Origin of the sequence: Pseudarthrobacter sp. fls2-241-R2A-127 (assembly GCF_030209355.1) — a bacterium.
GTDB lineage: Bacteria > Actinomycetota > Actinomycetes > Actinomycetales > Micrococcaceae > Arthrobacter.
Map to the genome: position 1 here is coordinate 114,431 of NZ_JARVSF010000011.1, position 26,944 is coordinate 141,374.

A 26,944-nucleotide genomic window follows, 5' to 3' on the forward strand; every position below is an offset into this window, starting at 1 on the left:
CGGCCGGCACAGGCGGTCATGGAACCGCCGGAGCTATCCCGCGTAGGGGTCGGCGATGCCGATGTACTGGGTGTAGAGGTATTCCTCGATGCCTTCGAGCCCGCCTTCACGGCCCAGGCCGGACTGCTTGACGCCACCGAACGGTGCCGCGGCGTTGGAGATGACGCCTGCGTTCAGGCCGAGCATGCCGGTCTCGAGCCGCTCACCCATCCGGATACCGCGGTTGAGGTCCTTCGTGAAGACATACGCCACCAGCCCGTATTCGGTGTTGTTGGCCAGCCGCACGGCTTCGTCCTCGGTGGAGAAGGTGATGATCGGGGCGACGGGTCCGAAGATTTCCTCCGAGAGGATACGGGTGCCTTCGGAGACGCCGGAGAGGATGGTGGGCTGGTAGAAGTAGCCCGGGCCCTCAACCGGTGCGCCGCCCAGGACCGCCGTCGCACCGGAGGCAACGGCGTCAGAGACCAACTCGTGGACCTTGTCCCGGCTCTTGGCATCGATCAGCGGACCCACCTTGGACTCCGGTTCGGTGCCGCGGGCCGTGGTCATGTCCTTCATCTTCGCAGCGAACTTCTCCGCGAATTCGGCGGCCACGGACTCGTGCACGATGAACCGGTTCGCCGCAGTGCAGGCCTCGCCCATGTTGCGCAATTTCGCCAGCATTGCACCGGTCACCGCAGCGTCCAGGTCCGCGTCCTCGAAGACCAGGAACGGGGCGTTGCCACCAAGTTCCATGGAGGTGCGCAGTACGGTGCCGGAAGCGTCGGAGAGCAGGCGTCGGCCCACCTCGGTGGAGCCGGTGAAGGAGAGCTTGCGCAGCCGGGAGTCCTTGATCAGGGGCCCCGTGGTTTCCCCGGCCGTGGAGGTGGGGATGAGGTTCAGGACCCCGGCGGGCAGGCCGGCTTCCTGCATGACGGCGGCGAACAGCTGGGACGTCAGCGGCGTCAGGTTGGCGGACTTCAGCACCATGGTGCAGCCGGCGGCCACAGCGGGAGCGATCTTGCGGGTGGCCATCGCCAGCGGGAAGTTCCACGGCGTGATCAGCAGGCACGGGCCCACCGGCTTCTTGGTCACCAGCAGCCGGGACTTGCCATCCGGGGAGACCGAGTACCGGCCGAACGCCCGGACGGCTTCCTCGGAGAACCAGCGCAGGAACTCGGCACCGTAGGTGACTTCGCCCCGGGCCTCGGCCAGCGGCTTGCCCATTTCCAGGGTCATCAGCAGCGCAAAGTCCTCGGCCCGTTCAGTGACCAGTTCGAAAGCGCGGCGGAGGATTTCACCGCGCTCACGCGCCGGCACCTTGGCCCAGGATTCCTGGGCCGCTGCAGCGGCGTCCAAGGCTGCGGCGGCATCCTTGGCGCCGGCGTCGGCGATGCTCAGCAGCACCTTCCCGGTGGCGGGATCCTCGACGTCGAACGTCTTGCCGGAGGCTGCGTCGCGCCACTCACCGTTGATGAGCAGTCCGGTCGGAACGGAGGCCAAAAGCCGGGTTTCGCGCTCGGCGGTAACGGCCGGCTGTGCAGTGACAGTCACGATGACTCCCTCGTCAGTAGGGTTTCTGGCAGCCCTGCGCCGCGGCCGGAGTGACCGGGATCATTGGGCTGATTAACAGCCAGACTACTGCGGGCCCCTCCCCCGGTCTACGCCGTTGCGCACTGCCGCTTGGGCTGGATGCTGTGCACCTGCACAGCTGCGGACGGAGTTCAGTGACCCGGCATTACCGGGCGGCGAGGACGGCCGAGTAGAGCTCGCGCTTGCTGACGCGGACGTCCTCGGCAACCGCAGCCACTGCCTCCTTGAGCCGGATGCCCTGGGCCACCAGCTCGTTGACGGCGGCTACATGGTCCTCGGGTTTCCCGGCCGCCTGCTCCGGAGCCCCGCCGAGTACCACCGCGATCTCGCCGCGCACCTCATTGCCTTCGGCCCACTGAAGGAGTTCACCGATGGTTCCGCGGATCACTTCCTCGTACGTCTTGGTCAGTTCACGGCACACGGCGATGGGCCGGTCCGGACCGAAACGCTCGCGCAGGGCGCGGAGCATGGCCTCGAGGCGGTGCGGGGCTTCGAAGAACACCATGGTGCGGCGCTCCGCGGAGAGATCGGCCAGGCGCGACGCCCGTTCGCCCGCCTTGCGCGGGAGGAACCCTTCAAAGCAGAACCTGTCCGTCGGCAGGCCGGACAGCGCCAAGGCCGTGAGGACCGCGGAGGGACCCGGGACGGCAGTGACCGGAAGCCCCGCAGCGATGGCGCCCTCCACCAGCCGGAAGCCGGGGTCCGAGACGGCCGGCATGCCGGCGTCCGTCACCATGACCAGCGTGCTGCCCGCCCGCACCTGGTCAAGGAGCTCCGCCGTCCTGGTGGCCTCATTGTGTTCGTGGTAGCTGATCACCCGGCCCGTCACTGCGACGCCCAGGCTCTGGACCAGGCGGTGCAGGCGCCGGGTGTCTTCTGCCGCCACGATGTCGGCGGTGCCCAGCAGTTCAACAAGCCGGGCGGAAGCATCACCGGTATTCCCGATCGGAGTGGCGGCAAGGACGATCCGTCCCGTCGTCGAGGGGCCTGGATCAGGAAGGGTGCTGGGGTTCGGGTCCACCCGTCAAGCCTACTGCTGCCGGGTCTTCCAGCCGCAAAAGGTAGCATGGGGCTCGTGACGCAGACCTCGACCCGGCCGGCCGGCGCCGGTGAACCCACCCCGCCGCCCTCCGCCGCCGGAGCCGCGGCAACCGCCACGCAACAGGCCCATCGGTGGATCAGCCGGCCGGATGAGGCATTCACCGTCCAGGCCCTGACGGCACGGCTCGTGGGTACGCATGCTTCCTGGCGCGACCACCCGCCGTCCCTGCGCCTGTGGTTCGTCCTGGTCCCGGTCCTGACGGCGCTCATCGGCGGGGTCCTACGGTTCGTGCGTCTCGAGGTGCCGCACAAATTGGTGTTCGACGAGACGTACTACGTCAAGGATGCGTACTCCTACCTGATCAGCGGCTATGAGCGGAGCTGGCCGGACAAGGCCAATGACTCATTCAATACCGGCAACCCCGATGTCCTGCTGAACACCCCGGAATACGTCGTCCATCCCCCGGTGGGTAAATGGATGATCGCCGCGGGCATGTGGCTCTTCGGTCCCGACAATCCCTTCGGCTGGCGCTTCGCCGCGGCGCTCACGGGGACACTCACGGTGCTGCTGGTGTCGCTGGTGGCCTTAAAACTGTTCCGATCGCTTCCGCTGGCGGGTGCGGCGGGCCTGCTCCTCGCCGTCGACGGCCACCACCTGGTGATGTCCCGCACATCGCTGCTGGACATCTTCCTGACGTTCTGGATCCTTGCAGCGTTCGGTGCCCTGCTCATGGACCGGGACGACGGCCGGCGCCGGCTGGCAGCACGGCTGGCGCGAACTGCTGCCGCGAACGGCGGCCAACCGCCGGGCGGGGCCCTGCTGGCCGGGCCCTGGCTTGGCGTCCGCTGGTGGCGGATCGCCGCCGGAATTTGCCTGGGCCTGGCAGTGGGCACCAAATGGTCCGGCCTCTTCTTCCTCGCCGGATTCGGCATCCTCACGGTGCTGTGGGACCTCAACGCGCGGCGTGTCGCGGGCATCCGGGGCTGGATCAGTGGCGGTGTCATCCGGGACGGCATCCCGGCCTTCGGCGGGTTGGTACCCGTGGCCGGCATTGTCTACTCGGCCACATGGACGGGCTGGTTCCTCTCCGACAACGCCTACTTCCGCCACTGGGCGGAGAGCAATCCCTCCACCGAGTGGGGTTGGCTCCCCGACTCCGTCAGGTCCCTTATCCACTACCACCTGGAAGCGTACAAGTTCCATCAGGGCCTGAGCTCCGAGCACCCGTACCAGGCAAGCCCCTGGAGCTGGCTGGTAATGGGACGGCCGACGTCGTTCTTCTATGAGTCCCCACCCCAGGGCACCCCGGGCTGCGACGTGGAAAAGTGCACCTCCGCCATCCTGTCCGTGGGAAACCCCCTGATCTGGTGGGCAGCGGCCATCTCGCTGGTGGTCCTGCTGTTCTGGTGGGCGGGACGCCGGGACTGGCGCGCGGGCGCGGTGCTGGCGGGCGTGGCCGCAGGATACCTGCCGTGGTTCATGTACCCCGAGCGCACCATGTTCTACTTCTACGCAGTGTCCTTTGAGCCGTTCCTGATCCTTGCCCTGGTGTATTGCCTGGGCCTGGTGCTGGGCCGCGCCACCGACCCGCCCTGGCGGCGCCGCTCCGGCCTGTACCTGGTAGCGCTGTACCTTGCCGCTGCCGTCCTGCTGTCGGCGTTCTTCTACCCGATCTGGACGGCCGAAGTCATCCCCTACGTCGACTGGAAAGTCCGGATGTGGATGCCGTCCTGGATCTAGGGCAGGATGGCAACAGAGACCTGATAGAGCCGCCGCCGCGGCGTGGCAGCGGAAACGGAGACCTGCTGTGAGAGAAGCGAGCACGGAACTGCTGGTTGAGCTTGATGCCAACAGCAACGTGACTGACCTGCTGCTGGAGCAGCATGCCACCAACCCCGCCCACGCCCTGTACCGGCGCAAAGGCCCGAACGGCTGGGTGGACGTTTCCGCGCAAAAGTTCCTCCAGGACGTCAGCGCCCTGGCCAAGGGGCTCATCGCCGGCGGCCTTGAGCCCGGCGACACGGTGGCCGTGATGTCCCGCACCTCCTATGAGTGGACCCTGGTGGACTTTGCCATCTGGTTCGCAGGCGGCGTCACCGTGCCCATCTACGAAACGTCATCCGCCAGCCAGGTGGAGTGGATCATCCAGGACGCCGGGGTCCGCCGCGTGTTCGCGGGCGACCACGACACGGTCCAGCTCGTGGCCGGCGTCCTGGCCGGCTCTGCCGCGCTCAGGGACCGCCTGGTCAACGTGGTGCGGATGGATTACGACGGCGAGGCCCCGGACCTTGCCAGCCTTGCCGCAGCAGGCGCCGGAGTCAGCGACGCCGAGCTGGAGCGGCAGCGCAGCCGCGCCGGCCTGGACGACCTCGCGTCCCTGGTGTACACGTCGGGCACCACTGGCAAGCCCAAGGGATGCGAAATCACGCACGGGAACTTCGCGCTGGTGGCCAAGAACATCGTTGCGTTCCTGCCCGAAATCCTGCAAAGGGACCAAGCCCGCACGCTGATGTTCCTGCCGTTGGCCCACGTGCTGGCCCGGGCCGTGCAGGTCGTGTGCCTTACCGCCGGGGCCACCCTGGGGCACACCCCCGGCGCCGACCAACTGCTGGAGGACCTGGGTTCGTTCCGGCCAACGTTCCTTTTGGTGGTGCCCCGGATCTTCGAGAAAGTCCGGGCAACCGCGGCGCACAAAGCCGCAGTGGCGGGCAAGGGCCGGCTGTTCGAGGCGGCATCGGCGGCAGCCATCGAGTACTCACGTGAGCAGGACCGGCAGAGCCGGGGAGAGGGTCCGGGGCCCGGCCTGCTCAACCGCGTGCGGCACGGACTGTTCGACCGGCTGGTGTATCCCCGTCTGCGGCAGGCGCTGGGCGGCGAGGTGGGATACACCGTGTCCGGAGCCAGTCCCCTCGCACTGGATGACGCTCACTTCTTCCGAGGCGTGGGCATTCCCGTCCTGGAAGGCTACGGGCTGACCGAAACCACGGCACCCTGCACAGCCAACACCCCGTCCCGCACCAAAGTGGGCACGGTGGGGATTCCCGTACCCGGGACCACCATCCGGGTAGCCGAGGACGGCGAGATTTTGGTCAAGGGCATTGGCGTGTTCCGCGGCTACCACGCAAACCCTGCCGCGAACGCCGAGGCCTTCGTGGACGGATTCTTCCGGACCGGAGACCTCGGTGTGCTGGACAAGGACGGATTCCTCACCGTCACCGGCCGGAAGAAGGACCTGCTGGTCACCGCGGGCGGTAAGAACGTGGCGCCCGGCCCGCTGGAGGAGAAGATCCGGACCCATCAGCTGGTGGGCCATGCGGTGCTGGTGGGAGACGGGAAGCCGTTCGTGTCCGCGTTGCTCACCCTTGATCCGGAAGGGGTGGCCAACTGGCGGTCGGAGCGTGGCCTGCCACCGCTCGCCCTCAGTGAAGCCACCAGCGATCCCCAGGTCCTGGCCGCCGTGCAGGAAGCGGTGGACCTGGCCAACCAGTTGGTGTCCAAAGCCGAGTCGGTGCGCACCTTCACGCTGCTCGACACCGAATTCAGCGTGGAATCCGGGCACCTGACGCCATCATTGAAACTGAAGCGGGCCGCCGTGGTCCAGGAGTATCAGGCGGAGATCGCCAAGATCTACGGCTGAACCGCCGGAGCCGGCTCCGCGGCCGCGTCGGCGGCTGCGTTCTCCCGGACAATGCCGCGACGGCGGCGGGTGGGCCAGGTCAGCACCAGCGTGAGGATGGACGCCAGGAGCACCATCGCGCCGATGCCGATGCCGGCGTCGATCCAGAACTGGCTCGGGAACAACCGGATCAGGGTGTCGTCCAGGCTGAAGGTCCAGGACCCGTCGGCAAAGAAGATCCGGTGGAATTCCGTGAAGAACTGCTGCCAGCCCAGGGCCGCCAGCGTGCCCAGGCTCAGGATCAGCACCAGGGTAATGATCGAACCGGCGAAGAGGGCACGCCGGATTCCGCCGGTGCTGCGCTTGCGGAGGTAAACGATGGCGATCAGGGCGAGGATGAGCAGCGCGGCGCCGGCGCCGAAGGTGGAGAGGATGACCACCTTGACGTCAGCCATGTGGCTGACCTCACCGTCTTTGAAGAGCTTTTCGCCGCCGCGCAGCACAAGGTCTCCGAGGTACCGCGGTCCGGCCCAGTTGCTCAGGTAGTCCACGGCGTAGGAACCGTAGGACATCCTGTCGTCGGTGCTGAAGCCGTATCCGTCGCCGGGGAAGCCGGGACGGTTGTACTCCACCCACAGGAAGAGCGGGCTGGTCACGGCGCGGACGGCCAGGATCAGGAGGATGAAGGGGTAGATGATGGCCAGCACGACCTGCATGACGCGCGGTGCCACGGGTTTGGCGTTGGCGGCGCTTTCGCGCTGGGCGTTGCGGCGCTCCACCTCTTCCTCGGGCGGCCGGACAGACAGGGCGGAGGTGGGCAACGGTTCCTTGAAGACTTGCGGGCTGGCAGTGTCGCGGGGCTTATCAGCGGAGGTTCCGGCAGTTGCCGGCGTGGATCCTGCGGCCGGAGACCCGTTGCCGGAAGAGCCGACGGCGGCTTCGGCCGCCCGGCGGCCCGCCCTGCTGTCGGGCTGCGGTGCTTTGGCTTCCTCCACAGCTTCTTCCCGGCCGGACGTCTTGCCGGCTGGTGTCAGCCAGGAAAACGCGGGCTCGTCGGAATCCCCGGAGGTGTCCAGGAGTGGTTCCGGCTGCGGCGCATCGCTTTTGGCGCGGGCCGGTGTTTCGTCGTTCACAGCAGCGTCACTTCCGTCGGGTTTCCGCACCGGTCCCAAGTCTGCCGGCGCGATTCATTCTGCCCTCGAGCCTACCGTCCGGAACTTCTGCTGGGCGAGGAACCACCCCGCCTGGATTACAACGATTCAGGCAGCGATTTCCGTGTACCCCGCGTCTTCGCTGCGGAGGTCCCCGCGTTCCCCGGCCAGGAAGGACCTCCGACCCCACACCAGGACGTAACTCCAGTACGCCGCAAGAACCGCCGCGCCGATGCCGATCCTGGCCCAGGCCGGCAGCGGGCTGGGCGTCACGAAACCCTCCACGAGGCCCGAGACGAACAGCACCAGGACCAGTCCCAGGGCCACGGTGACCAGAGACCTGCCTTCTTCCGCTACGGCGCGGCTCCTGGTCCGGGGGCCCGGTGAGACCATTGCCCAGAAGATCCGCAGGCCTGCGGCAGCAGCCACGAAGACGGCGGTGAGCTCCATCAGGCCGTGCGGCAGGATGTAGCTGAAGAAGACATCTGATTTACCGGCCGAGGCGAAGATCCCCGCTGCGATGCCCACGCCCTGGGCGTTATTGAACAGGATCATCGGCACCCAGGCCCCGGTAATTCCCAGTGCCACCGCCTGGGCACAGATCCATGCGTTGTTGGTCCACACAGCACCGGCGAAGGAAGCTGCCGGATTTTCCGAGTAGTAGTTGATGAAGTCCTGGTCTACGTATTGCGCAGCGGCGGTTTCGGATGCCACGGCACGGAGCGCGTCCGGGGACGTCCCGATCCACGCCGCATAGGCGGCGGCGACCAGGACGAACACCGCCCCGCAGGCCACAGTGAGCCACCTCAGGCGGTACAGCGCGGCCGGCAAAGCCACCACGAAGAACCTTGCGAGATCTGCCGTGGCGTTGGAGCGTGCACCGGTGAAACGGGTCCTGGCGAGGGCGAGCGTGGCCGAGAGGGAGGCGGACAATGCGCTCTCGGGAGCAAGGGAACGGACCAGTGACAGGTGCCCGGACGCGGACTGGTAGAGGGCCAGCAGTTCATCGGCCTCGGCACCCGTGAGCCTGCGTTTGGCAGCGAGCTCCTTCAGCCGCGACCACTTGTCCGCATTGACAGCGGAGAAGGCGTCCATATCCACGGCTACAGCCTAGCGCCCGGCATTAGACTTTGACCGTCCGCACCAAGCGGTCGTCAGCATCACCAGCTGCGAAGGGCAGGGACGCAGTGAGTCCGATCATCACCGGCGAGGCAGTCGTCCTCGAACTTCGGCCGGCCACCTTCGCCGCCCGTGCACTGGGCTTGGTCATCGACGTCGTTTTCCATGTGGTCCTGCTGGTCGGCTTCATGTTTGGCCTGGCCGCCGCCGGGAGGGGCCTGGATGAGGCCGCCGCGCGTGCCCTTGGCCTGGCCGCGGCGGTGTTTTGCCTCGTGGTCGTCCCGGTGGGCGTCGAGACCCTCAGCCGGGGCAGGTCCTTGGGCAAGCTGGCCACCGGCCTCAGGGTTGTCCGCGAGGACGGCGGGAGTATCAGGTTCCGGCATGCGCTGATCCGGGGGCTGACGGGATTCCTCGAAATCTACCTGACGTTCGGCGGCCTGGCGTGTGCCGTGGCGCTCTTCAATGACAAATCCCGGCGCCTGGGCGACATGATGGCCGGCACCTACGCGGTCCGCAGCCGGGTGCCTGCCGACGAGGCAGTCCGCGTGTTCGTGCCCCCGCACCTGCAACCCTGGGCAGCGGCCGCGGACATTGGCAGGATCCCGGACGCCACGGCCCGCAGGGCCGCGCAGTTCATCCGCCAGGCCGGCCGCATGGCGCCACAGTCCAGGGCAGGGATGGCCGCGGTGATCGCCTCTGAGCTGTCGGCGCACGTATCCCCCGCCCCGCCGCCGGGGACGGCCCCCGACCACTTCCTCGCAGCCGTCGTCGCGGAGCGGCGGAACCGGGAATTCACCAGGCTTTCAGACGCGCGCCGCCGGAATGCCGAGGTGGGTCAACGGCTGCAGCGGCTGCCGTATGGCGGCTGAGTCAGTTGGCGTACTCGTTCCAGGGGATGTTCCAGTCACCGTAGCCGTCGGTGTTGGCTGCGTAGTCGCCCTCGGTGTTGATGATCTGGACCACGTCTCCGGTACCCATATTGTCGAACACCCAGGCTGCGCCATCGGGCAGGAACCCGATGCAACCGTGGGAGACGTTGGTGTTCCCGATATACGGGTAGGCGGATTCGAGGGCCTGGTGGATGTAGGCGCCGCTCAAGGTGAGGCGGATGGTGTATTCGACGTCGGCTTCACCATAGTAGGCGGGGTCGCCGGGTTTCAGGCCGATTGTGGAGGCCCGGAAATGGTCAAACCGGTTCTTCTCCATCAGCACCGCGTACCCCTTGGCCGAAGGGAACCTCTTGTCGCCCATGCTGACCGGCAGGGTCTTGACCGGCTGGTCGTTAATGCTGAGGGTGAATGTGTGTGCGGTGGCATCCGCGACCGCCACTTTCTTGTCGCCGATCGAGACGTTGACCTTTTTGTTGAAGTTCGCGATCTGGCCGTTGCCCAGGTCGACGCCAAAGAGCTGCATGTCCATGGTGATGGTGGAGTTGGCTGCCCAGAAGTTTTCAGGCCGGTACCGGACCATGGTGTCGCTGTACCAGTGGAAAGCACCGGTCTGGCCGGCCGTAGTGGTGATCTTGATGGCTTTTTCCACGGCGTCGCGGTTGACTACCGGCTCGCTGAAAATGATCTGCAGGGGCTGTCCAACGCCCACCTTCATGCCGTTGAGCGGGTAGATGGCGGCGTCTGCCTCATGTGAGCTGGAGACTGTGTTGAAAGCCTGGGTGGTGCTGGTTTCGCGTCCGGCCGAGTCCTTGACCACATAGGTGTAGCTGTAGTCGGTGTTGAACTCCAGGGGGCCGGTGGCGGACCATGCCGTGCCGTTGGGGTCGATGCTGCCTTCGACGATCTTCCCGGCGGTGCTGGTGAGGGTGACGCGCTGGATGGTCCCGTTGGCCACCTTCAGGGAAACCGGGGCTGCGGGGTTGACCTGCTTGGCACCGTTGGCCGGCGACGCGTCCAGCGTCACCGGGGCCACCACGGGGGAAGCGATCCCGGGCGATGTCCGCAGCGCGGAGGCGGCCTCGGATTCAAGCGGACCGCCTGCAAGGCCCGGTGCGACGGCGGCGAAAACCCCGCCCACCGCAGCCAGCACACAAACGGCGGCGACGGCGAGAATCTTCTGTACGCTCCCCCGGCGGCGGGGCTTTTCCTCAGGCTCCATGGTGTCGATCCTACGGGCAGAAAATAACGGCCCGGGCGCATTGCTGCGCCCGGGCCCTCACGTGTCAGTAACGATAGTGCTCAGGCTTGTAGGGGCCGGCCGCGTCAATGTCCAGGTATTCAGCCTGGTCCTTGGTCAGCTCGGTGAGCTCCACGCCCAGTGCCCCCAGGTGCAGGCGGGCTACCTTTTCATCCAGGACCTTGGGCAGGACGTACACCTTGTTCCCGTACTCGTCCTGGTCCTTCTTGGTCCACAGTTCGATCTGCGCGATGGTCTGGTTGGCGAACGAGTTGCTCATCACGAAAGACGGGTGGCCCGTGGCGTTACCCAGGTTGAGGAGCCGGCCCTCGGACAGCACGATGATGGAGCGCTCGGCATCGCTGCCGGCGTCGAAGACCCACTCGTGCACCTGCGGCTTGATTTCGACCTTCTGCACACCGGGAACGCGGGCCAGCCCGGCAATATCGATTTCGTTGTCGAAGTGTCCGATGTTGCCCACGATGGCCTTGTTCTTCATGCCCGCCATGTGCTCAGCCATGATGACATCCTTGTTGCCCGTAGTGGTGATGAAGATGTCGCCCTGGGCCAGGACTGACTCGAGCTTGGCCACCTGGTAGCCGTCCATGGCTGCCTGCAGGGCGCAGATGGGATCGATCTCGGTGACGATCACCCGTGAGCCCTGGCCGCGAAGGGCCTCCGCGGCCCCCTTGCCGACGTCGCCGTACCCGCAGACGACGGCGACCTTGCCACCCATGAGCACGTCGGTGGCACGGTTGATGCCGTCGGGGAGGGAGTGGCGGATGCCGTACTTGTTGTCGAACTTGCTTTTGGTGACAGAGTCATTGACGTTGATGGCCGGGAACAGCAACTTGCCCTGGTCCGCGAGCTGGTACAGGCGGTGAACGCCCGTGGTGGTCTCTTCGCTGACGCCCTTGATGGTGGCCGCCGTGCGGGTCCACTTCTGCGGGTCTGCGGCGAGGGAGCGCCGGAGCACCTCGAGGAAGATGCCGTACTCTTCGGAATCCTCAGGGTCGGCGGACGGGACGTTGCCTGCGGCCTCGAACTCGACTCCCTTGTGGACCAGCATGGTGGCGTCGCCGCCGTCGTCGAGGATCATGTTCGGGCCCAGGTCCGGGTTGCTGTCCGCACCGGGCCACGTGAGGATCTGTTCGGCCGTCCACCAGTATTCTTCGAGGGACTCGCCCTTCCAGGCGAAGACGGGCACGCCCTGCGGGTCCTCAACCGTGCCCTTACCCACGACAACGGCCGCTGCGGCCTCGTCCTGGGTGGAGAAGATGTTGCAGGAGGCCCAGCGGACCTCTGCGCCCAGCGCGGTGAGGGTCTCGATCAGCACCGCCGTCTGTACCGTCATGTGCAGGGAGCCTGCGATCCGGGCACCCTTAAGCGGCTGCGTCGGTCCGAACTCTTCGCGCAGGGACATCAGGCCGGGCATTTCGTGCTCCGCCAGGCGGATCTGGTGCCGGCCGGCTTCCGCCAGGGAAATGTCGGCAACTTTGTACTCAAAAGTCATGAATGGTCCTTTGCTTGGTGCGGGGTCCTGGTCCCCGTGCTGCTGTTTCTCTGTGCGGGCTGGTGCAGATGGGACTATTGCCCTGCCGCGGCAGGATCGTGCTGGTCCGAGGCCGCCGTTGCCGCTGCCGCCAGCAGTTCCGGCGGAAGAAGCAGCGGAATTCCGTCTTCGATGGCATACCGGTTCTTGACGCCGGCCTCATCTGCGGCGGTGGCCACCAGTTCTTCGCCTTCCTGGACCAGGGGCGAGCCGGTCACGGGGCAGCGCAGGACGGACAACAGCTCGGGACTGATCTTTGGCATGTGTTCTGGCTCCCTGGCGGGCGCGCTCGCGCCGGTAGCGGAAAAGATGTGCAGCAACCAGCCTACCGCCAGATGCGGGTCAGGAAGGTTCCCGCAGGACGCGCAGGTGCCCCCGCCGCGTCCCGTCGGTTCCTGCCGGCGCTTCGAGCGCGGAATGGTGGCCGCGCTGGGCGGGCGGCTGTGGCTCCGACGGGCGCGCCGCGGCGTCACGGACGGCGTTCGCGAGTGCCAGGAGGTCGTCCGGCCCGGGCTGTTGCGGTGTGGAAGGCATGGCCAGCCGCAACACTTCCCAGCCGCGCGGGACCGTCAACGAGTCGGCGTGCTGTTCACAGAGGTCGTAGCAGTGTGGCTCAGCGTAGGTGGCCAGCGGGCCGAGGACTGCGGTGGAATCCGCGTACACGTACGTCAAGGTGGCTACCGCGGACTGGCGGCAGGCGGACCTTGAACATTGACGGATAGCTCCCACGACATCACAGACTACCCCTATATCCCGCGAAAGCCGCGCATTGGCGGCCGCCTCCGCCGCGCCCGGGCCGCGAGGGGAATATATCGCGTAAATCCGCCCCCGGGGCTAGAGTCGGTATATGCAGTCATCGAACCATGAATCAGGTTTTTCGGTCCGGTTGGCTGACCCGGATGCCTCGGCTGCGCGTGGCGCGGAAGCCACCGGCCGGAGCTTCCTGCGGCGGCGCCGGAATCGCCACGGACGTGGCCTGCGCGGCGAAGTTATGCTGCCCACCCACCCCGGTTACCGGACGCGTGGCGACCGCTTCGACGATCTGGTGCTCGACTCCGCGCAGCGGCTCCATGACATCTGGGGCAAGACCCTGGACGGTGTCAGGTTCGGCGTCGACGAAATCCCCCCGGACCTCGAACAGCTGGCTGCCAACGGCACCACGGCGCCCATGGGCGCCTACACGCCGGCCTCCGGTGGGGAAGGCCCCATGATTACCGTGTACCGCCGTGTTGTTGAGAACGCCTGCTCCAGTGCGGAAGAGCTGCAGGACCTGGTCCATGACGTCGTGGTAGAGCACACCGCGGAAATGCTCGGTGTGGCCCCCGAGACCCTTGACCCCGTCTACCGCCGTCGCTACTGACCCGGGCGCGGCGCTCCCGCAGGACGCGCCCTGCGCCGGATCCTGACCGGGCCGCCCCGGCTGCCGGAACCTTAGTAGCCCAGGGTGACCGGCACGGTTTCCTGACCGGCGGCGGCCGGCAGGAAGGCCAGGTTCGAGACGTCGTTGCGCCCGTCCTGCCCCAAAAGCACGGCACCATAGGCGGCATCCCCCGAAGCCGACACCACGTACCCAACTACGTCGGCGCCCTCTGTCTGGTCCGGAACAGTGATGGTGGCCGTTGTTCCGCCGGCAATGTCTGCGGTGGCGGCGGCCCGCACCTTGCCGTCGGCGGTGATGGGAGCGTAGGTAATGGTGGCGCGCGCGTCCAGTGCCCCGAACACCAGCTGGCGCAGGCCACCCTTGGGAACGGGAACAACATGCTGGCTGCCCAGGCGAACGGCCGATCCCGCCCACGCCACATCCGAGGGTTGCCCGGCCTGCAGGCCGCGGCTCATCCGCGCGGCCGCCACGAAGGAAACGTCCGATGAGGCGGCGATGGTGTACTGGCCCGCCGGAACTCCGGCCAGGGACACTTCGGTGACGGAGCCGGCCTTTGCGGTGACCACGCCGCCCGCGGGAAGCGCGGTTTGGCCGTCGCGTCCGTACAGCTTGATCTCCACCACGGCATCGGAAGCGCCCGGAACCGTCAGTTGGAGAACCGGCGCGGCATCACCGTAGCCGCTGCGGGACGTCAGCGCAGCAAGCCCGGCCGGATCCTGGATGTCCACTCCTGTTACAACCTGCCGGACAGACGGAGCCGCTCCCGGCGCAATGAAGTCCACCCCGCCCGGAGTCAGGCCGCGCAGGACGCTCTGCTGGATCGAGGCGGCCACCGGGCCACCGGCGCTGCGGACGCGCACGCTGAGCTGGGGAACGTTGGGCGCCAGGCCCGCAAGGACGACGCTGCGGGTGGTGCCGGGGGCCACGAGCAGGCCACGGCTGCCGGGCGCCTGGATCTGCCCTGCGCCACCGTACAGCTCAAGGCTTACTGTGGCCGGGGTACTGGAGGCGTTGGTCAAGGCCAGGACGGACGTGCGGCCCACCGTGGTGCTGGCACCAGCCAGCCACTGGTCATTCGAAGGTTGCCCGCACGTGGCTGCCGCACTCCCCTGCAGGTCGCCGTCGGTGGCGGTGTATTTCATGGCACCTGCTGCCGATGCGTTCTGGTTGGCCACAGCATTGGCGCTGAGGACATTGACCTGGTCTGCCGCCCGGTCCGCCACCACTCCGGCGAGGAGTTCCTGTGGTGCACCGGCCGCCGGTGCCTTCCCCGCATCCTTGGCGATCTCGACGACGGGCGTCCCGTCCAAGCGGGTCAGGCTGCTGGCCGGCAGCACACCACCCGCGCCCAGTACGGCGGCGGTGACCTTGGTCGCCGCGGTGGCCGACTCCGGCCGGAACTGTGCGTCAGTACCCGCTCCTGTACCCTCCAGCAGCCTGGCAGGGCCCGGGCACACGCCAACACTGGCTCCTGCCGGAACAGCTGCCCGCGCCACCGGCAGGACACGGCTCGACGCCGGCCCCTGTACCAGCGATCCGGCCGCCACCACGGCGCCGCCGCCGGCGAGGATGAGGACCCCTGCGGCTACTCCGGCGACCGATGCGGCCCGGCCTTTGCCGCGCGGCACCCTGGTGGAGCCGCGGCCGGACGGTTTGGCGTCACCGCCGGTTTCACCTTTGACTGGGGCCGGCGCGTGGACTCGGGCCGGAGCCTCGGCGGCCGCCGGCGGGGTGTTCTCATGCATGCTGGTGTTCCTTACGCAGGGAGCCCTCGTCGCGTGAGATGCCGGTCCGCGGCCGTTGCGTCGGCATGGGGATGGCGAGGATGATCGTCAGGCCTATCACTGTGATTTGGCCGGCAGCGGCCCAGAAAGCCCACGGGTTTTCGTAACGGACCGTGAGCTGGCCGGCCGAGGCCGGCAGGGTGAAGGCCTGGGCCCAGCCGGACGTGGTGGACGTCAGCTTGCGGCCGTCGAGCCAGGCACTCCAGCCCGGGTCCGCCCGCTCGGCGAGCACCACGAGACGGCCTTCCGGACCGGAGGGGACGGCCGCGTCAACACCGTCCGCGCCGGAGGGGATGGAGGTTGTGGTGGCACCGCGCGGATCGACGATGCGGACGCGGTGGGCGACGTCTGCAGCCTGCACTGCCGCCTGGTTCGCGGGGCTGATGCGCCAGAGCCAGCCGACGTCGGTCTGCCCTACCGCCACCAGCCCGGGTACGGCATCCATGCGGCTGGCCGTCAGCTGGGCTGCCGTGTCGGCAGCCCGCAGCACCACGAACCCAACGCCAAGTTGTTCGAGGTCGGTACGGGGATCCACGCCCTGTCCGGCAACCAGCGTGGCCACCACGCGGCGGACCGCGGCTGTTACGTCGTCGTCGTCGCGGACTTCCTCGGCGCCGGGAGCACCAATGATGTTGCGGGCAGAGGCAATGGCCGAGAGGTTGTCCAGGGTGGTGCCGGCCCCCCGCATCAGTGAAGCCTTGAAGGTGCCGTCGTCGCTGGTGCTTATGAGCAGGGTGCGGGTCTGTTCGGGGCCGGTACCGCGGTCGATGGCGGTTGCAGGCAGGGACCGCGCGCTCGCCGCCTCCACCAAACGCTGTGCTCCCAGCGCTTCGCCGGTTACGGAGCCCGTTGGCGCGGGAGCGACGCCGGGCGCCGCCGGTCCGGATGCCGGGGCGGCAGCCGGACGCAGGAGGTTTTGTGCGGACCACGCAGCCATCCCGGCCAATGGTCCGGCCAGGAGGGCAACAAGGACCACTGCCAGCCCGGCGCGCGCCGCGGTGGGGGCCTTGGGCGCGGCAGCGGACCTGCGGTCAACGGCGGACATGGCGTGGCCGGCACCCAGGACAGCGGCAGACAGCAGGGCGAAGGAAGCAGCCGAGACCGCGGGTCCCGGGAAGGGCGTCACCAGGGAATCCGCGTTGATGCCCGTGGCTACGTGGCTGGTCAGCCAACCGCCGGCCAGTGCCACTAATGCCGCAACCCAGAACCAACGCGCTGCACGCGCCGGGCCGCCCGGGACGAAGAGGCCAACGATGGCCAGGACCAGGACCGGGACCGCGATGAGCAGTGCCAGCAGCAGGGCCCACGGCACCGGGCCGCCCGGGAACAGCCCCAATCCCTGCAACCCGCCGGCGGGATCGAACGCGAGCGGTTGTCCGATGATTTGCTGCCACAGCGGCGCGGCATTGAATTCGAGCGGAAGTCCGGGGTCGGCCAGGAGCGCGCGCGGCCGGTCGATGGTGGACAGGGCGAACGGGATGAACAGGGCCGCACTGGGCAGCAGGGCCCACCACAGGGTCCGCCCGCGCCGGCCCAGCAGGACACCGCAAAGGACGATGAGCACCACTGCGGGGACAAGTAGGGAGGGGGCCGAGGCCGTGGTGACAGCAAGTGCAAGGCCTGCCGCGGCTGAGGCAGTCCAGGACGGCATGCCGTTGACGCCCGGTTTGGCGGGCGGTTGGTCCGCGGGCCGGGCATCGGCCTGGGCCTCCAGGCTGAAGCTGCCGTGGCCCACGGCTGAACCGGTAGCCCGGAGCAGGCCCAGGACCACCAACGGAATCATGATGTGCGCTATGAGGGCGCCGGCGCGGCCCTGGTTGAGGGCAACCTGCAGGGCCGGGGCGCCCGCCCAGAAGATGGCTGCCGCGAGCCGGAGCCGGCGCCGGGTTGTCAGGCCGCCAGCGGCAAACCAGGCGGTGAGGCCGGAGAGCGGGGCGCCCAGGAGGAGGAGCCACGCCATGGCAGGGTTGGCGTCGCCGCCGCCCAGGACGCCGATGATCCACAGCACATAGTCAAAGGGGTCGCCGTGGCCGGGAAGTCCGGCTCCCAGGCTGATCCACCAGCCGGAGGCGTTGCGCCAGATGTCACCGAGGCCGGCTGAAACCGGAATCAGGCCGCCGCCTGTGACCGCATTGGCCCGGAACAAGCCGGTGAGGGCCAGGAGCGAGGCGATTGACGCGATGATGACGGCGGCCAGGGCGCCATTGCCCACCCATCCCCTCTTCGCGGTGGCGAGGGCGGCGAAGTCATCCGCGGCGTCGCCTGTGGGTTGGTGCGCGAGCGGATCCTGCACCAGGTGGTCAGCGCCGGATCCATCCGATCCCAGCGCCTCCATCAGGGACCGGCGGTGGCTCCACACCTCGCGGCGTGGGGTCTGCAGCTTGCGGATCACCGAGCGTCGGATCCGCCGGGACCGCTTTGCCGCCCGCCGGGCTTTTGCCACGGCCCGCGGCCGGCCAAGGGCCGCGCAGGTGGCCACGAGCTGGGAAATGCCGTGGCCGGGATCCTTGACGACGATGCTCAGGACGAGTTTGAAGAGGCTGCCCAGCAACGCGCCAAGACCGTGCACCGGCACCATCCAGAGAGGGCTGTGCTTGAGCCGCAGGTGGACCTGCGCCTTCCGGGCTGCTGCCGGGTTGCCCAACGCGTGGGGTCGGTGCGCGACGTGGAACATGCGGGCTGCCGGGACCACCACCACACGGTGGCCCGCCAGCCGGTTCCGCCAGCAGAAATCAACGTCGTCCCCGCTGCCGGGCAGGGCGGGGTCGAACCCGCCCAATTGTTCCCAGACGTCGCGGCGGACCAGCATGCCCGCCGAATTGACGGCGAACGTGTCGGTGCGGCCGTCGTACTGGCCCTGGTCCATCTCGTCGGCGTCTATCAGGGTGAGCCGCTCGGCCCACCGGCTGGTGGAAAGGCCGACGTCGATGAGCCGCCGGGGCGAGTGCCAGTCGAGCTGTTTACAGCCGGCCACCGTCACCGAGGGCGCACGCTCCACGGCACCCAGGAGTTCAGCCAGTGCATCCGGCGCCGGTGCTGCGTCGTCGTGCAGCAGCCAGATCCATTCCGCCCTGTCGCCGCCCGCTCCGGCCGACGGGACCAGCCCGCCGAGCCCTGCGGAGATGGCAGCACCCATGCCGCCCTTGCTCCGGGGGAAGGCCAGGACACTGGCGTCGCCCAAGGTTTCCCGGAGCAGGCTGTGGGATTCGTCGGTGGAACCGGTATCGACGCCGATGGCACGGTCAACAGGCCGGGTTTGGGCAGCGAGGGCTGACAGGGTTCTGGGCAGATAGGCACTGCCGTTGTGGGCAACCACAACGGCAGTGACATGGACATCCTGAAGAATTAGATCGCTCGCTTCCTAAGCCGCCGGCGCTCGCGCTCGGAAAGGCCTCCCCAGATGCCGAACCGTTCGTCATTGGCCAGCGCGTACTCCAGGCACTGCGACCGTACGTTGCAGGCACCGCAGACCTTCTTGGCGTCGCGGGTGGAGCCGCCCTTCTCCGGGAAGAAAGCCTCCGGGTCAGTCTGGGCGCACAAAGCGTCAGTCTGCCAGCCAAGTTCGCCTTCGTCGTCGAAGTCCTGCTGGAGGGGCAGCCCGATCCATACCGGCTGCGCGCTTCCCGCGGCTGCCAGTTCCATGGGCGGATCCAGATCGTCCTCCGGCTCCGCTCCGTCCAGCAGCGCCTCATGCGCCGCGAGGAACGCCGTGGCCTGATCTTCGAGGACACTGCCGGAATTCCTTTGGTACCGCTCCGCAGCATCAGGATCGGCGGGGTCGACATACCAATCGCTGGGCACCCCCCGCGCACGGTACTTTGCCGTTGCCTGACCGGCCACGACGGCATCTTCCTGGATACGCTCTGCTTGCCCCACGGCGACCCTCCTGACGTTGCAGCCACTGCCTTGATACATGGACACTCGGTTGTGTGCCGGTATTTGCGCAATTGCTTTAGATACCTAATTACACGTGTGTAACTAGGGCGCGTCAAGCCGTAGCCGGGATAATAGACAGTGGAACCTGAGAATTTTGCGTACGCCACGCCCGGGTTTTTTGGCGGCCTCGGCGTGGCGCGGGCCGGAAGCGGCATATTTCAGGTGAGGAAGCCGAAAAAACAGCGCAACCACGGGGAAAATACCCTCTGTAGGCCGAAATAGCAAGCACACTTACCAGCGCTAGTGATAAACATCACTCCCCCGGCTGAAAGAGGCGTTGCCCCTGCCGCTGGTGACCCCGGGATTCCAGGATGGCAGGATGAAACCATGACATCGATCCCCGCCATCACCCTGATGGGCAGCCTCCGCTCCGGCAACTCCACGGCACCGCGCCTCACCTGGTACGGGCCCGATTCGGAACGGGTGGAATTGTCGGGGCGGGTACTGGACAACTGGGTGGCAAAGACCAGCAACTTGCTGCAGGACGAGCTCGACGCGGAGCCGGGCATGCGGCTCGGGCTTGAACTTCCAGCTCACTGGAAAGCCTTGGTCTGGACGCTGGCAGGCTGGCAGCTTGGCCTGGAAGCAGTGCTCGACGGCGGCCCGGCAGACTTCCTGGTGACAGACACCCCCGGGGACGCATCGAAGGGGCACGACGCCGTGATCGCAGTTGCGCTGCCTGCCCTCGCCATGCGCTGGGGCGGGGAACTACCAGGCGGGTGCACCGACTACGCGGCTGAGGTGCGGTCCCACGGGGATGTGTTCATGCCGCATGCGGATCCGGATCCGTCAGCCCGTGCGCTCCTCACGGGCGACGGGCGCACGGTTGAGCATAAGGACCTGATCACGGATTTTGCTGCCTCCCACGAAGCCGGCGTTCGGCTCCATATTGCAGCGGGAAACGGGCTGGAGTCGGCGCTCTCCAACGCACTGGGCGCCTGGCAGCACGGCGGCTCCGTGGTCCTGACCCACCCGGATGTTGAACTCACTGACAAACTGCTGGCCAACGAACGCATCCATGGCAGCTAGGAGCGGAAGGCCCTAGGCCTTCGGGCCACCGTCCACAGGGGTGGAAGCAGGGCGTTCCGCGCGACCGGACTCCCGGTGGGGGTGGGCTTCGATGAGTTCGTGGTCGTGGGAGAACTCCGGTTCCTGGTCCAGTTCCTGGTTGAACACCAGGAAGCGGTACGCAAAGAAGCGGACCACGGTGGCGACGAGGATGCCGGCGACCCCTGCCAGGAACAGCAGGTTCTTGTCGTCGATGCCCATCCCGTACTTGGCCAGGGCGGTCAAGCCGGTGGAGATCCCGATCCCGATGCCGTTGATGATGACGAACATGACGAACTCGCGAAGCACGTTGGCCTGGCGCCGGTGCCGGAAAGTCCAGAACCGGTTGGCGACCCACGAGAAGACAGTGGCCACGGTCGCGCCCACGAAGCGCGCTTTTGCTTCACTGTCCGACATCGGTCCGTGCATCAGGTAATACGTCAAGCCGTTGTCGATGACGAACGCCACACCGCCTACGGCCCCGAATTTGGCCACTTCCCGCCAGAAGAGCGAGGCAAGCCCCCGGATACGATCTGCAAGTGCGCTAAACATGACCCTCCATGGCCGTCAGAACTGTGGGCCACTCGGCCAAGGACCTATTTTAGCCCTTTAAGCTTTGGACTGGCCCCGAACTGCCCACCGCTCCCGGCACTCCCAGCAGAAAATGTCCTTCTCCTGCCGGGCCGGAAAAGCGGGATGCGGTGCGTCTTCGGTAGGCTGGCGTACGTGACTTTTCCAGTAATAGGTGTAGTTGGCGGCGGCCAGCTTGCACGAATGATGGCCCCTGCCGCTACAGCACTCGGCTTTGAACTCCGTGTCCTCGCCGAAGGCGAGGACGTTTCCGCAGTCTCTGCCGTACCGGCCACACCGGTGGGCGATTACACGGACCTGCAGACCCTCCTGGACTTTTCCCAAGGCCTTGACGTGATGACGTTTGACCACGAGCACGTGCCCACGGCGCACCTGAGGGCGCTCCAGGACGCCGGGGTCAACGTCCAGCCCGGGCCTGACGCCCTGGTCCACGCCCAGGACAAACTGGTCATGCGCGCCGCCATCGACCGGTTGGAGCTGCCCAACCCCGCATGGGCATCCGTGGCCGATGTCGCGGACCTGGTCCGCTTCGGCGACGAAACGGGGTGGCCGGTGGTGCTGAAGATGCCGCGTGGCGGATACGACGGCAAGGGCGTCAGGATTGTTGCGTCGGCCGAAGAGGCCGCCGGCGCCGAAGAATGGTTCGCCGCCATGAGTCCCCTGCTGGCCGAGGCGAAAGTCGAGTTTACTCGAGAGCTCTCTGCCCTGGTGGCCCGGACCCCGGACGGCGAAGCCCGGGCGTGGCCGGTGGTCCACACCATCCAGGTGGATGGTGTCTGTGACGAGGTGATCGCGCCTGCACTGGACATCCCGCTGGAGGTTGCCGCCGCCGCCGAGGACGCCGCCCTGCGCATCGCGGCGGAACTCAACGTCACAGGCGTCCTCGCTGTTGAACTTTTCGAGACGCCGGGCGCGGGTGCCGGGTTCCTGATCAACGAACTGGCCATGAGGCCGCACAACACCGGCCACTGGACCCAGGACGGCTCCATTACCAGCCAGTTCGAACAGCATCTGCGCGCAGTCCTCAACCTGCCCCTCGGTGCGACCGACGCACTGGCCCCCGTGACCGTGATGAAGAACTTCCTGGGTGGGGAAAACCAGGACCTCTTCTCCGCCTACCCGATGGCGCTTGCCAGCGAGCCGGCCGCCAAGGTCCACTGCTACGGCAAATCCGTGCGGCCCGGACGTAAGATCGGCCATGTCAACCTGGTGGGAAGTTCGACGACGGACGTTGACTCGGTCAGGCGCCGCGCAACGGCGGTGGCAGCCATCATCCGTGATGGACGTGCCGGGGCCGAGGAACCTTCCCCTATTTTCGAGGAGAACGCATGAGCGCCGAAGCCACGCCAGCCGCCGGTTCCGCTGCCAGCCCCCTGGTGGGCCTGGTCATGGGATCCGACTCGGACTGGCCTGTCATGGAGGCGGCGGCCGAGGCCCTCGCCGAATTCGGCATTCCGTTCGAAGCTGACGTGGTTTCAGCACACCGGATGCCGACCGAGATGATCCGCTATGGGCAGACGGCACACGAACGCGGGCTGCGCGTCATCATCGCCGGGGCCGGCGGCGCCGCACACCTGCCGGGCATGCTGGCCAGTGTCACTCCCCTGCCGGTGATCGGCGTCCCGGTCCCGTTGAAGACCCTTGACGGCATGGACTCCCTGCTGTCCATCGTCCAGATGCCTGCGGGTGTCCCGGTGGCGACAGTCTCCATCGGCGGTGCACGCAATGCGGGCCTCTTGGCCGTGCGGATGCTTGCCTCCGGCACGGACGAACTCGCCGCGTCGCTGCGCGCCGACCTACTGGACTTCGCCGCCGACCTCAACGCGGTCGCCTCCCGCAAGGGCGCCAACCTCCGGCAGAAAGTCAGCGAAGTCTTCCCTGACGTGTCCAGCTCCCTTCGGGGCAGCCGTTAGGGCGGCGGGCATGGCGAGCAGCAGCCAGCAGCCGGGCACCGGAGCGATTCTGACTGACCCGGTCCGCTACCCTTCCGGAGCCTCCCCTGCAGTCCGTACCAAACGGGCGTTTGTGTTGGTCCTGCTGACGCTGCTGGTGCCGGGAAGCGCCCAGCTCGTGGCCGGTGACCGGAAGCTGGGCCGGATCACGTTGCGCGTCACGCTCTCCGTCTGGGCAGTCCTGATCCTCGCCGGGGTCCTGCTCCTGCTGGACCGGACACGGGTGATCAGCGTCTTCACCAACCCCGTCACGTCACTGATCCTGGTCGTCCTGCTGACGGCTTTGGCTGTGGGCTGGGCCCTGCTGTTCGTCAACACGTTGCGAATCATCCGCCCGGTCCTGCTGGCACCGGCGGCCCGCCCCGCCGTCGGGATCGCCCTGGTGTTGGCACTGGTCCTGGGCAGCGGCTCCATGGGCTACGCCGCCTACCTTCTGAACGTGGGACGGAACGCGATCGGCAGCATCTTTTCGACGGGACCTGCCATCGAGCCCGTGGAGGGCAGGTACAACTTCCTGATGATGGGCGGCGATGCCGGCAACGACCGCACCGGTCGCCGCCCGGACAGCCTTTCCGTGCTGAGTGTCGACGCCAAGACCGGCCAGACAGCCATCATTTCCGTCCCCCGGAACTTCCAGAACGCCCAGTTCAGCGCGAAGTCCCCCATGCGCGCCCTCTACCCCAATGGCTACGACTGCGGCGACGAATGCCTGATCAACGCGATCAACACCGAGGTCACCAACGAACACGCCAATCTCTATCCCGGCGTGGCGGACCCCGGGGCCCAGGCCACCCTGGAGGCCGTCTCCGGGACGCTGGGCATGGATATCCAGGCTTACGTCCTGGTGGACATGGATGGCTTTTCCAAGTTGATCGATGCCATGGGCGGCATCAAGATCAAGGCCGGCGGCTGGGTGCCCATCAGCGGTGAAACCATCGATGAGGCAAACGGCATCCACGGCATGCCCCTGGGCTGGATACCGGCCGGCGACAACACCCTGGACGGCTACCACGCCCTCTGGTACGGCCGGTCACGCGAGTTCGTGGACGATTATGCGCGTATTGCCCGCCAGCAGTGCGTGCAGCAAGCCATGCTCAAGCAACTTGACCCGGCCACGCTGCTGTCCAAGTTCGAGGACATTGCCAACGCCGGCACCAAGGTGGTGGAGTCCAATATCTCCTCCAGCCAGCTGGGCAGCTTTGTAGACCTGGCCATCAAGGCCAAGGGCAAGGAGGTCAAGCGGCTCACCATCGGGCCGCCGGACTTCGACCCCTCCTTCTCCACCAACCCCGATTTCGGCCAGATCCACGACAGAGTGGACCAGCTGCTGGCGTCCGCGTCAGGACCGCAGGCAACCGGAGCGGGCGACGACGCCATTACCTCACCGGAAGCGGGCGCCGGGCACGTCCAAGCCGCCGGAGCGGCCGGGCTTTCCCGTGCCATGACCGGAGCACTGCCGCACGAGTCCCCGGCGCCGTCGGACTTCACACCGGTGACCACCACCCCTGACGGCGAGCCGATCACGGAGCAGATGCTTGACGATTTCAAGCGTCAGGGCAACGAGCAGGCCATCCGCAACCTCGTGGCCACCAACGGCCAGTGCGCCGCACTGTAGCCGTCCCATCACACCTAGGGAAACGGAACATCCTTGTACGAGATCGAGAACGTCCTTCGGGATTACGCATGGGGTTCGACGACGGCAATCGCCTCGCTGCTCGGCCGCCCCGAATCGGGGCGCCCCGAGGCTGAACTGTGGATCGGGGCGCACCCTGATTCTCCGTCGACGGCCCATGTTCCGGAGGACGGCGGCCGACGTCCGCTCGATGACCTGATCGCCTCCGACCCGGAGCATTTCCTGGGCGCGGAATCAGTCTCCGCTTTTGGGCCCCGGCTGCCCTTCCTGGCCAAGATCCTTGCCGCGGCCCAGCCGCTGTCCCTCCAGGTCCACCCCAGCCTGGAGCAGGCAAAGGCCGGGTTCGAGCGGGAAAACAATGCCGGGCTCGACCCCCATGCCGCCAACCGGAACTACAAGGACGACAACCACAAGCCGGAGATGATCTTCGCCCTCACGCCGTTCGAGGCGCTCTGCGGGTTCCGTCCGGCGGCGGATACCCGGGAGATTTTGCTTCAGGTTGCGCGGGCCTTCCCGTCGCCGGACGCGTGTCCTGCCCTGGTGCAGGAACTCTTGTCCGACCTCTCAGCGGCGGACGAAGGCGCCGGCCTCCACGACGCCTTCGAACGGCTCATCACCGGTGGCCAGGCCGTGGCCGAGGCAACGGCGTTGGTGGTGGCAGCTTTGCTTTCAGGGCCTGGCCTGGCTCCGTACGAGGCCGAACTCGGAACCGTCATCAGCCTCAACGAAAAGTACCCTGGCGATCCCGGCATCCTGATCTCGCTGCTGCTGAACAGGATCTCGCTGCAGCCCGGTGAGGCCGTCTACCTGCCCGCAGGAAACGTCCACGCGTACCTGCATGGCCTCGGTGTGGAGGTCATGGCCTCCTCGGACAACGTGCTCCGCGGCGGCCTGACGCCCAAGTTCGTGGATGTTCCCGAGCTCCTGAATACCGTCGATTTCCGCCCGGTGGCGGTCCCGATGCTTCGTGCAGTGAAGACGGTGTTGGATCAGGAGCTGTACCAGCCGCCGTTCGGTGAGTTCCAGCTCCAGCGCATCGAGCTTGGACCGGATTCCGGCCCGGTCCCGTTGGCCCAGTCCGGCGCCGCCGTGGTCATAGTAGTGGCGGGTGCCGTCTACCTGGACTCCCCCAAGGGCGACCTCGAGCTGTCCCGCGGCTCCAGCGCGTTCATAGCGGCAGCCGAGGCCCCGGTCAACGTCCACCTCGCGGCCGGCAGCGACGGGCCTGCCTTGGCCTTCGCGGTGACCACAGGCCTCTAGCGCCGCTTCAGCAGCGCCTGCGCCCGGCCCGCCGCGCCCTTGACCAGCCGGCGGGCCGCCTGGAGGCCCTTGCGGGCCATCGGCATGGCAGTGGAGTACGCAGGGTAGAATGGCGACAACGGTTTCTCCCAGGTGCCCAGGAGCATGTCCTCATGCTTGGCGAACTGCTTCTTGAAGTCGGAGATACCGTCGTTCAGCAGGCCGTTGAAGTCATACCGGCTGCAGCCGTCTTCCCGCATGGACTGCAGCGCCGCCCACTTGACCCCATAGTTCACGCGCTGCTTCTGCCCTTCGGCGGACACGCCGCCGTAGAGTTCGAACGCGGTGGTCCCGCTGCGGGAAAGCCAGGTGAAGGCAAGCATCTGTTCGCCGTCGAACGCTGCGATGATTGGCGATGCATCTCCCAGGTTCCGGAAGATGTCACGGTAGTACTGGTCCTCGTGGATGCCGAAGCCCGCGCGTTCCGCCGTGTCGTGGTAGATGGCGAGCACCTGCTCCAGCTCGGAATCGTTCTTCACCTTGCGGAACTCCACGTCGCTGCGCATCGCCTTGCGGATATTGGCCCGCGTTGATTTGGACATCTCCGCCATCAGTTCGTCGTCTGACCGGGTCAGGTCAAGGATCAACGTCCTGGGGATCAGCACCGTGTTGGCCGATTCCCGGAACCCGGCAGCGGCCACGGCGCCGGCGAAGGCCGAACCGCGGTCCCAGTCCGGTTCAATGCTCAGGGCAACGCCCCGGTGCCGGAGGGCGGCGTGCTCAGCCAGCCGGTTGAGCACCTCCTGCGTATTTTCCACGGCGCACATCGGCCCGCGCGGGATGTAGACCAGAGCGCGGAACGGTGCAGGCAGCTTCCGGACCAGCAGCTGGGCACAGCCGATGGTATCGTCACCGGCCTTGACGAGGACCCGGTCCACGGACCAGCCGTGCATCGCCTTGGTCTCGCCCCAGCCCCACAGCTGCTGTGGGTGCCCCTTGAACCGGTCGACATATTCGTCCCAGAGGGCGCGGTCAGTACAGGGCACAACGGCAGGAATCATGGCTTAAACCCTATACCAAGGCGTTAACGCCAAAGCCCCGGACCGCGCAGTGAACTGCTCCCCGGAAGTTGGACTGAAAATTCAGTTTCGACTTCCGGGGAGCAGTTTTGCGTTCAAGTAGTTCTTTGTCGGCCGATCAGC

Annotated in this window: 22 protein-coding genes; 9 read left to right on the plus strand and 13 right to left on the minus strand. The window is 67.1% G+C overall.

Going from position 1 to position 26,944, the window contains the following annotated elements; genetic code table 11:
• Positions 1–33: 33 nt before the first annotated feature.
• Positions 34–1,533 carry an NAD-dependent succinate-semialdehyde dehydrogenase gene (locus QRN53_RS09130; protein WP_285243693.1) on the minus strand — a complete coding sequence of 500 codons (1,500 nt, stop codon included), beginning with the start codon at positions 1,531–1,533 and terminating at the stop codon, positions 34–36.
• Between the two features lie 184 nt (positions 1,534–1,717).
• The gene (gene rsmI, locus QRN53_RS09135) at positions 1,718–2,593 is read right to left on the minus strand and encodes a 16S rRNA (cytidine(1402)-2'-O)-methyltransferase (protein ID WP_285243694.1); all 876 of its coding nucleotides are present in this window, start codon (positions 2,591–2,593) and stop codon (positions 1,718–1,720) included.
• A gap of 45 nt (positions 2,594–2,638) precedes the next feature.
• Between rsmI and QRN53_RS09140 the strand changes: the two genes are divergently transcribed.
• Positions 2,639–4,354 carry a dolichyl-phosphate-mannose--protein mannosyltransferase gene (locus QRN53_RS09140; protein ID WP_285243695.1) on the plus strand — a complete coding sequence of 572 codons (1,716 nt, stop codon included), beginning with the start codon at positions 2,639–2,641 and terminating at the stop codon, positions 4,352–4,354.
• Between the two features lie 67 nt (positions 4,355–4,421).
• Positions 4,422–6,251, plus strand: a complete 1,830-nt coding sequence (locus tag QRN53_RS09145; RefSeq protein WP_285243696.1) for an AMP-dependent synthetase/ligase — start codon at positions 4,422–4,424, stop codon at positions 6,249–6,251.
• Here QRN53_RS09145 and QRN53_RS09150 read toward each other — a convergent pair.
• Both QRN53_RS09150 and QRN53_RS09155 read right to left on the minus strand, forming a co-directional pair.
• The gene (locus QRN53_RS09150; RefSeq protein ID WP_285243697.1) at positions 6,242–7,363 is read right to left on the minus strand and encodes a TIGR01906 family membrane protein; all 1,122 of its coding nucleotides are present in this window, start codon (positions 7,361–7,363) and stop codon (positions 6,242–6,244) included. The two genes, QRN53_RS09145 and QRN53_RS09150, sit on opposite strands and share 10 nt — an antisense overlap.
• A gap of 126 nt (positions 7,364–7,489) precedes the next feature.
• Complete coding sequence (locus QRN53_RS09155) at positions 7,490–8,482, minus strand: stage II sporulation protein M (RefSeq protein WP_285243698.1); 993 nt, start codon at positions 8,480–8,482, stop codon at positions 7,490–7,492.
• A gap of 86 nt (positions 8,483–8,568) precedes the next feature.
• On the opposite strand from QRN53_RS09155, the gene QRN53_RS09160 reads away from it, so the two are divergent.
• A complete protein-coding gene (locus QRN53_RS09160; RefSeq protein ID WP_285243699.1) occupies positions 8,569–9,369 on the plus strand; it encodes an RDD family protein in 801 nt (266 codons plus the stop codon).
• A 1-nt stretch (position 9,370) separates the two neighbouring features.
• Here the strand turns inward: QRN53_RS09160 and QRN53_RS09165 are convergent, their stop codons facing one another.
• From QRN53_RS09165 to QRN53_RS09180, 4 genes are all read right to left on the minus strand, one after another.
• Entirely contained in the window at positions 9,371–10,609 is a 1,239-nt protein-coding gene (locus QRN53_RS09165; RefSeq protein ID WP_285243700.1) for a L,D-transpeptidase, read from the minus strand.
• Between the two features lie 64 nt (positions 10,610–10,673).
• Entirely contained in the window at positions 10,674–12,140 is a 1,467-nt protein-coding gene (ahcY, locus tag QRN53_RS09170; RefSeq protein WP_285243701.1) for an adenosylhomocysteinase, read from the minus strand.
• Positions 12,141–12,214: 74 nt separating this feature from the next.
• Positions 12,215–12,442: a Trm112 family protein gene (locus tag QRN53_RS09175; protein ID WP_285243702.1), complete on the minus strand. Its 228-nt coding sequence runs from the start codon at positions 12,440–12,442 to the stop codon at positions 12,215–12,217.
• 79 nt (positions 12,443–12,521) lie between these two features.
• A complete protein-coding gene (locus tag QRN53_RS09180) occupies positions 12,522–12,908 on the minus strand; it encodes a DUF3499 domain-containing protein (RefSeq protein WP_285243703.1) in 387 nt (128 codons plus the stop codon).
• A 118-nt stretch (positions 12,909–13,026) separates the two neighbouring features.
• Here QRN53_RS09180 and QRN53_RS09185 point away from each other — a divergent pair, with 118 nt between their 5' ends.
• Positions 13,027–13,539 carry a metallopeptidase family protein gene (locus QRN53_RS09185; RefSeq protein ID WP_285243704.1) on the plus strand — a complete coding sequence of 171 codons (513 nt, stop codon included), beginning with the start codon at positions 13,027–13,029 and terminating at the stop codon, positions 13,537–13,539.
• Between the two features lie 71 nt (positions 13,540–13,610).
• On the opposite strand, the gene QRN53_RS09190 is transcribed toward QRN53_RS09185, so the two are convergent.
• Genes QRN53_RS09190 through QRN53_RS09200 form a run of 3 tightly spaced genes read right to left on the minus strand, consistent with a single transcriptional unit; the run spans position 13,611 to position 19,220 of the window.
• A complete protein-coding gene (locus QRN53_RS09190; protein ID WP_285243705.1) occupies positions 13,611–15,305 on the minus strand; it encodes a DUF5719 family protein in 1,695 nt (564 codons plus the stop codon).
• Positions 15,298–18,660: a glycosyltransferase gene (locus QRN53_RS09195; protein ID WP_502934836.1), complete on the minus strand. Its 3,363-nt coding sequence runs from the start codon at positions 18,658–18,660 to the stop codon at positions 15,298–15,300. Before QRN53_RS09195 ends, QRN53_RS09190 begins: the two co-directional genes overlap by 8 nt.
• Positions 18,661–18,689: 29 nt before the next feature.
• Positions 18,690–19,220 carry a WhiB family transcriptional regulator gene (locus QRN53_RS09200; protein WP_285243706.1) on the minus strand — a complete coding sequence of 177 codons (531 nt, stop codon included), beginning with the start codon at positions 19,218–19,220 and terminating at the stop codon, positions 18,690–18,692.
• Between the two features lie 387 nt (positions 19,221–19,607).
• Here QRN53_RS09200 and QRN53_RS09205 point away from each other — a divergent pair, with 387 nt between their 5' ends.
• Positions 19,608–20,309 carry a TIGR03089 family protein gene (locus tag QRN53_RS09205; RefSeq protein WP_285243707.1) on the plus strand — a complete coding sequence of 234 codons (702 nt, stop codon included), beginning with the start codon at positions 19,608–19,610 and terminating at the stop codon, positions 20,307–20,309.
• Between the two features lie 12 nt (positions 20,310–20,321).
• Here QRN53_RS09205 and QRN53_RS09210 read toward each other — a convergent pair whose 3' ends face one another.
• Positions 20,322–20,879: a GtrA family protein gene (locus QRN53_RS09210; protein ID WP_285243708.1), complete on the minus strand. Its 558-nt coding sequence runs from the start codon at positions 20,877–20,879 to the stop codon at positions 20,322–20,324.
• Positions 20,880–21,053: 174 nt separating this feature from the next.
• On the opposite strand from QRN53_RS09210, the gene QRN53_RS09215 reads away from it, so the two are divergent.
• Genes QRN53_RS09215 through manA form a run of 4 tightly spaced genes read left to right on the plus strand, consistent with a single transcriptional unit; the run spans position 21,054 to position 25,763 of the window.
• Positions 21,054–22,250 carry a 5-(carboxyamino)imidazole ribonucleotide synthase gene (locus QRN53_RS09215; protein WP_285243709.1) on the plus strand — a complete coding sequence of 399 codons (1,197 nt, stop codon included), beginning with the start codon at positions 21,054–21,056 and terminating at the stop codon, positions 22,248–22,250.
• A complete protein-coding gene (gene purE, locus QRN53_RS09220) occupies positions 22,247–22,831 on the plus strand; it encodes a 5-(carboxyamino)imidazole ribonucleotide mutase (protein ID WP_285243710.1) in 585 nt (194 codons plus the stop codon). Before QRN53_RS09215 ends, purE begins: the two co-directional genes overlap by 4 nt.
• Before the next feature lie 10 nt (positions 22,832–22,841).
• Positions 22,842–24,485 (plus strand): LCP family protein, encoded by a 1,644-nt coding sequence (locus QRN53_RS09225; protein ID WP_285243711.1) that lies wholly within the window; start codon positions 22,842–22,844, stop codon positions 24,483–24,485.
• A gap of 33 nt (positions 24,486–24,518) precedes the next feature.
• Positions 24,519–25,763 carry a mannose-6-phosphate isomerase, class I gene (gene manA, locus QRN53_RS09230; RefSeq protein WP_285243712.1) on the plus strand — a complete coding sequence of 415 codons (1,245 nt, stop codon included), beginning with the start codon at positions 24,519–24,521 and terminating at the stop codon, positions 25,761–25,763.
• Here manA and QRN53_RS09235 read toward each other — a convergent pair.
• Positions 25,760–26,803, minus strand: a complete 1,044-nt coding sequence (locus QRN53_RS09235; RefSeq protein ID WP_285243713.1) for a lipid II:glycine glycyltransferase FemX — start codon at positions 26,801–26,803, stop codon at positions 25,760–25,762. The genes manA and QRN53_RS09235 overlap by 4 nt on opposite strands.
• Positions 26,804–26,944: the final 141 nt, after the last annotated feature.